Annotated in this window: 6 protein-coding genes; 2 read left to right on the forward strand and 4 right to left on the reverse strand. The window is 37.4% G+C overall.

What is annotated here, in order from left to right:
- Window positions 1–877: replication initiation protein (locus FTV03_RS16855; RefSeq protein WP_180042312.1), on the reverse strand; the 877-nt coding region annotated here is incomplete at its 3' end.
- A 1,100-nt stretch (window positions 878–1,977) separates the two neighbouring features.
- Between FTV03_RS16855 and FTV03_RS16860 the strand changes: the two genes are divergently transcribed.
- Window positions 1,978–2,259, forward strand: coding sequence for a RepB family protein (locus FTV03_RS16860; RefSeq protein ID WP_130169017.1), 282 nt, complete (start codon window positions 1,978–1,980; stop codon window positions 2,257–2,259).
- Between the two features lie 47 nt (window positions 2,260–2,306).
- On the opposite strand, the gene FTV03_RS16865 is transcribed toward FTV03_RS16860, so the two are convergent.
- Window positions 2,307–3,743, reverse strand: a complete 1,437-nt coding sequence (locus FTV03_RS16865; protein WP_180042313.1) for a MobA/MobL family protein — start codon at window positions 3,741–3,743, stop codon at window positions 2,307–2,309.
- A gap of 213 nt (window positions 3,744–3,956) precedes the next feature.
- Here FTV03_RS16865 and FTV03_RS16870 point away from each other — a divergent pair, with 213 nt between their 5' ends.
- Window positions 3,957–4,700 (forward strand): hypothetical protein, encoded by a 744-nt coding sequence (locus tag FTV03_RS16870; RefSeq protein WP_180042315.1) that lies wholly within the window; start codon window positions 3,957–3,959, stop codon window positions 4,698–4,700.
- Between the two features lie 8 nt (window positions 4,701–4,708).
- Here the strand turns inward: FTV03_RS16870 and FTV03_RS16875 are convergent, their stop codons facing one another.
- Both FTV03_RS16875 and FTV03_RS16880 read right to left on the reverse strand, forming a co-directional pair.
- A complete protein-coding gene (locus tag FTV03_RS16875; RefSeq protein ID WP_180042317.1) occupies window positions 4,709–4,900 on the reverse strand; it encodes a hypothetical protein in 192 nt (63 codons plus the stop codon).
- Between the two features lie 84 nt (window positions 4,901–4,984).
- The coding region (locus FTV03_RS16880; RefSeq protein ID WP_180042319.1) for a hypothetical protein at window positions 4,985–5,242 on the reverse strand (258 nt) is incomplete at its 5' end.

Genomic DNA, 5,242 nt, shown 5'->3' on the forward strand with positions numbered 1-5,242 from the left:
AAACGTTTGGGTCTGAAATTGCTCTATATATATCTATAGCCTTAATTTTTTTGGGTTGCTCTGGTGGGTGTTCTAGGGGGTGCTCTGGGGGTGTTTCAGCTTTTACTGTACGTTTTTTAGTGACAGTAAAATTGACATGGCTTGCTTTACGACCTTCTTTCTTCACTGCTTTAAATTGAACGGATAGCTCAGTTTTTTCATTAATTAAATCAATGTGCGGCTTCAATATTGAACTCTTGAAGTCTCGATATTCGGGGTATGAATCTTCTGAGAGATCCAAAGCACGTTTTAAGTCTTTTAGATCAATGTCGAAATTGAAGCGATATTCATTCTGACTTAAAAACGGATATAAGCGTAAACCGTGACCGTGTAAGCCACTAATAGATTTAATTTGTAGTTGAGTGAAAGGATTATCTTTGTTGAATACGTACATGATGTACAAAGCATAATGAGTAAAGCTAACTGTAAAATTGCCATCCTTATAAGCTGATGTCGTGACTAATCGAGTTCTAACTCGGCCTCGATCTGGGCTATCAAAAATAACACTATGATTATAAAGGGCATCAACAACACGATCTAAAGCCGAATATGCCCCTTTTATGCTCAATCCAGTTAATTCAGCATATTCTCTAGCAGATATTGAAAACGTAGTTCGTTCATTGGGCTGATCGTTAATAAGTCGAACTTTAGGGCTAAAATACATTAAGAGTTTGAGTAGATCGTCTTTTGGTGGACGTTCATGCTGCAATTGCCAGAAAGCATTTTGCAGAACAGCTAGGTGTTTTGGGTACTTTGCAACAGAAGATTGCAATGGATACAACTCTTTATCCTCTTCAGAGAAGTCCAGTATTTTTGTGGTTTTAGAAGTTTTTGTCACAATTTTTATCTTTTTAAGTGTGGGTTTGGTTCAATATATTCTCCCCCACTTATCAAGTCAATAGTTGTCTGCAACGCCACCCCCCTTGTCTGCAACGCACCCCCACTTTGTCTGCAACGCACCCCCACTTAAGTCTGCAACGCACCCCCACTTAAACCTGTTTTGTCTGCAACGCACCCCCACTTAAACCTGTTTTGTCTGCAACGCACCCCCACTTAAGCATCTGAAAGCCTTTATTCATAATGGTTTCAGGCACCCTGTAAAGCTTTTTTAAAGCTTTTAAAAGCTCTTTAAAGCTTTTATAAAGCTTTTAAAAAGATTAAAAATAGAAAAAGAAAATCGCCCTATGCCCTCGCTTCGCTCGGACGTTGTGACTTCGCTTCGCTCAGTCTGAGGGGCGATTTTTGCAACTAGTGAGCGTGAGTGCCAAAAGCAAAAGCAGATATGACTTCGCTTCGCTCAGAAGCTTTATGCTCGCTTCGCTCGATCTAGATGCAAACTGCATCAATTCGCGCACTTCGTGACGCTCTGTAACTCTCGCTTAGACGCGAAAGGGAGCTTGTAATCAGTGAAAAGGCATTGCGAGAATTTTGATTTTGACAGTTCGCTCGTGGACACTCGCTCTGTAAATTGCTGTTATTGTTTAGATATTTTTAACATTGCACGTATTTTTTAAACTTTAAGATTAATAAATAATTTGAATTTTCACATTGTTTCTAATTTTAGTATCTCAAATTGATCATAAATATAGCTCTATTTTGCGCTGATTTGCGTTTTAAGCGACTTTTGATGTGTCGCAGTACGTTTGTATGCCTGTCATCTGTTTCGTTGAATACAGCGCATTTTGTGCGATTTTTTGAAGTTGCGATTTTTTGAAGTTGCGATTTTCTTGTTACACGGTAATATTTTTATAAAAAAAATCATAATTTAAATGTTATACGGTAACTATCAAAAGTTACAGGGTAACTATTAAGTGTTACAGGTAACAATATAGTTATCGGGTAACGATATTTTTATAAATCTGCATTTGTATTTAATTACCGTGTAACGTAAATTCATGCTATGCTTTGATGGTTGAATAATAAAATTGGAATTATGCAATGAAAGACGCGAATGATAAAAAGACGATCGACATGCTGAAGCCTGCCCCGCTGTCGAATTCGGAGCGACAACGGGCGTATCGTGAAAGACGTAAAAGTGATGCTAGTCAACGATTAGACGTATATTTAGATAAGTCTGTAGCTGATCAATTAGCAGATATTGTCGGCGCAGCAGGGGGGAGTCAAAAAGACGTTTTGACACGTTTGATTGATAAAGAATATAAGCGTTTATATGCTGTTAAAAACAGTAGATTAAAGAAGTATATTGAAAGTAAAGGATGATGTACTTGATTTGATAAAGCCCCAAAAATTGGGGCTTTATTTTTATACTAAAAATCTGGGCGTGGTGAGTTGTCAATTTCTTTGTCAATTTCACGATTATTTTTGCTATTTTCTTGCTGATTTTTAACAGTGCTTTCTTGTCGATTTAGCAAGTCGTTGCTATTGCATGTAGCTAGATCATCAAGCCAGTTTTGCACAAATTCCCGATCTAACCTGAGTAGATTCCTCTCATGTTGATCTCTAATATATCCTTTATTTTCAAATATTTGATATGTTTTTAGGTCGTTTGAAAGGGCTATAATACTTGCCTGAATTATTGGCTCATTTGCTTCGTTTTTGAGTACATCAATAATTGCATATTGTTTTTGCTTTATTGCTTCAATGTACTCTCGAATATTATGTTGCGGTTTATCTTCAATAGCTGATAGCTCTAAAACCCTTGCGATTAAAGGCGTTGGGGGTAATTCTTGGAAGTGTTTGCATGCTTCTAATGCGCTACATCGCTGTGATTCACTAGCTGTACGAATGATTTCTGCTCTTGATGCGCTTTGATCTGCTGCAAGTCGAGCTTTAGCTTCTAAATAATAATGTTCGTATAGTTGATAGTTGTTGTATTCACGCAAGTCATTGACTTCATTGATCGCTCGCTCACGCTCTGCAAGCTTCGCTTGATATGCAGTATTTTTATCTTTGTCCTTAAACGTCAGGTCAGGGTCAAGACGTAACAAAGATTTTGGAATCATTGGCACTGGCTTTAAGTTTGTGCCGTGAATGCGGTTGTAATCTTCATGATGCAGGCATGACACAACATTTGGCACCTCAACATCAATGCCCTTTATTTTTACTATTTTGGTCGGTGCGTATTTCTCCAGATGCTCATTAATAATAACTTCTGTATCGACACGCATTTCATTAATGATCGTTTTGCCTTTGCCGCGAACGTCTGGAGTAATTTTTTGCGCTCCGCCTTTTTCTGGTTCTGCATCATTGTAGCGACTGAAAAACTGTTCAGCAGTTCTGTTATGTTCATCAACTGAACGCTCGCAATACATGATGTGCAAGTGGGGTTGGTCTTGGTCGCCGATCTCGCCTGCATGATTATGAATTGCTGCGGTATATGGAAAGTTAAACTCATCAGTGAATTGTTTAATGAATGCTTCTGCAAGTTCGATTCGTTGCTGAACAGATAGTTCTTTTGGTAGCGCAATAACTTGGCTTGCAGCAGTGCGCGCATTTTTTCGTTCGTAATTATGAGCAGCTTCCCAGAATATATCTGGGCGATTTTCAGCAAAGCTGGGCATGTTGCCAGATTTCACAAACTCAACTTTTTCGTGAAGATTGTCTTTGTGGTTTTTATAGTGTGCTGTGCGTGTGATGTAGTGAAAACGGTTTTTGCACGATGCCGCTTTTTTGACTTTTGTGCCGGCTTTGGTTTTGACTTTTGTTGTGCCTTTCCCTGTGTATGCGTAGTCGAAATAGTACATTTTCTTATACCCCATTTTTGTGCCGGTTTTGCTTTTGCCACGCAGTGCGAGAAGGAGAGTTTCTAATTCAAATTAATTGCGTAGTAATTAATTTGAATTAGAAACACGTAGACGAGCAAAACATTAAATAAATTACTCACGTAATTTAGTTTAATTTTTGTAGCGTGACAATGTATGATGAGAAAACTATATTTTTTACTCGTGTGGGTTTTTATGGTGACTCGTGGACGGCCGGCAAAAACATTTGATGATTCTGAGCTAAGTAGAGTAATTCGTTCGGCAAGAAATAAAAATTTTCGAACTAAAGCACAGCAAAAACTCTGTGATATAGACAACTCTAGAATGCTTGGAATTGATGATATTTATGCTGATGATGAACTGCTGACGTTAGTGAAAATTGTAGAACGTCAACGAATTGTTTATAGAAAAAATGCTGAGTTGTACAAAATTATTCAACATAAAGCGACTACGACTATCCCACTTACAAGCTTAGAAAAAGAGATTCTCGGTTATGACTGGAAAGATCGGGACGGTTTTTTTAATTGTCAAAAAGCACTGACGACATACGCAAAACTTGAAAAAATCGCTAAGTCTGAAATTGAACGTGCAGAAAGCCAGAAACGACAAGAAGCGATTAAAAAGACTCAAGAACAGCAGACAGAAGGACAAAAGCGCAGAAAAGAGAATGAACGTCGTAAATACTTCTTGGGCGGTGTTGTTCTTAAATATAGCCAATTTTTAAAAGACAATTATCTGTTTGGTCCCCAAGATACAGAAGAAGCGATTTTGCATCATTTGCTTGAAGATTTTATTGTTTGCAACTACTTGTCAGACGTAACGAATGATGATGAAAATAAAGCTAAAAATGTAAGAAATTCTATTAAAAATAATCACTCAGAAATAATAGAAAAAATAAGAAATATGGCTCAAGATATCGAAAATGATAAACGTAAATGACAGTTGAATCAGTTGTTGTACAGCAGTTTTTTTGCTCTCAGAATCCTGTTTTCTAAGCCTGCAATGCTTTTTTGAAGCCGTGGGCTATATGCTTTTTTTTGAAGATCAGAAAATTCTTTAAGCTCTGTTTCGAGCTGCTCAATTTTTTGTTGAAGCAGAATTTCTTTTTCAAATTTTGTTATATATTTTTCAGATATCATTTTGATTATAAAGCCTTTTAAGAACTAAACGATGACGAATTTCAATATCCTTTCGCTTGCCCAGGGCAAGCGAGGTTATTGAAATTAGGCATCAATCTCTATGTTTAAGTCTTGTAGCTTGTCGAGCCAGTATTGAGTTTTATCATCTTTGATATCAGCTTTAATGCGATTAATCAGATCCTCACTAGTTTCACCAAACTGCAAAAAACGAGGTAAAACGTTTGGGTCTGAAATTGCTCTATATATATCTATAGCCTTAATTTTTTTGGGTTGCTCTGGTGGGTGTTCTAGGGGGTGCTCTGGGGGTGTTTCAGCTTTTACTGTACGTTTTTTAGTGACAGT

The sequence above is a fragment of the Acinetobacter sp. YH12218 genome (genome assembly GCF_013417925.1).
GTDB lineage: Bacteria > Pseudomonadota > Gammaproteobacteria > Pseudomonadales > Moraxellaceae > Acinetobacter > Acinetobacter amyesii.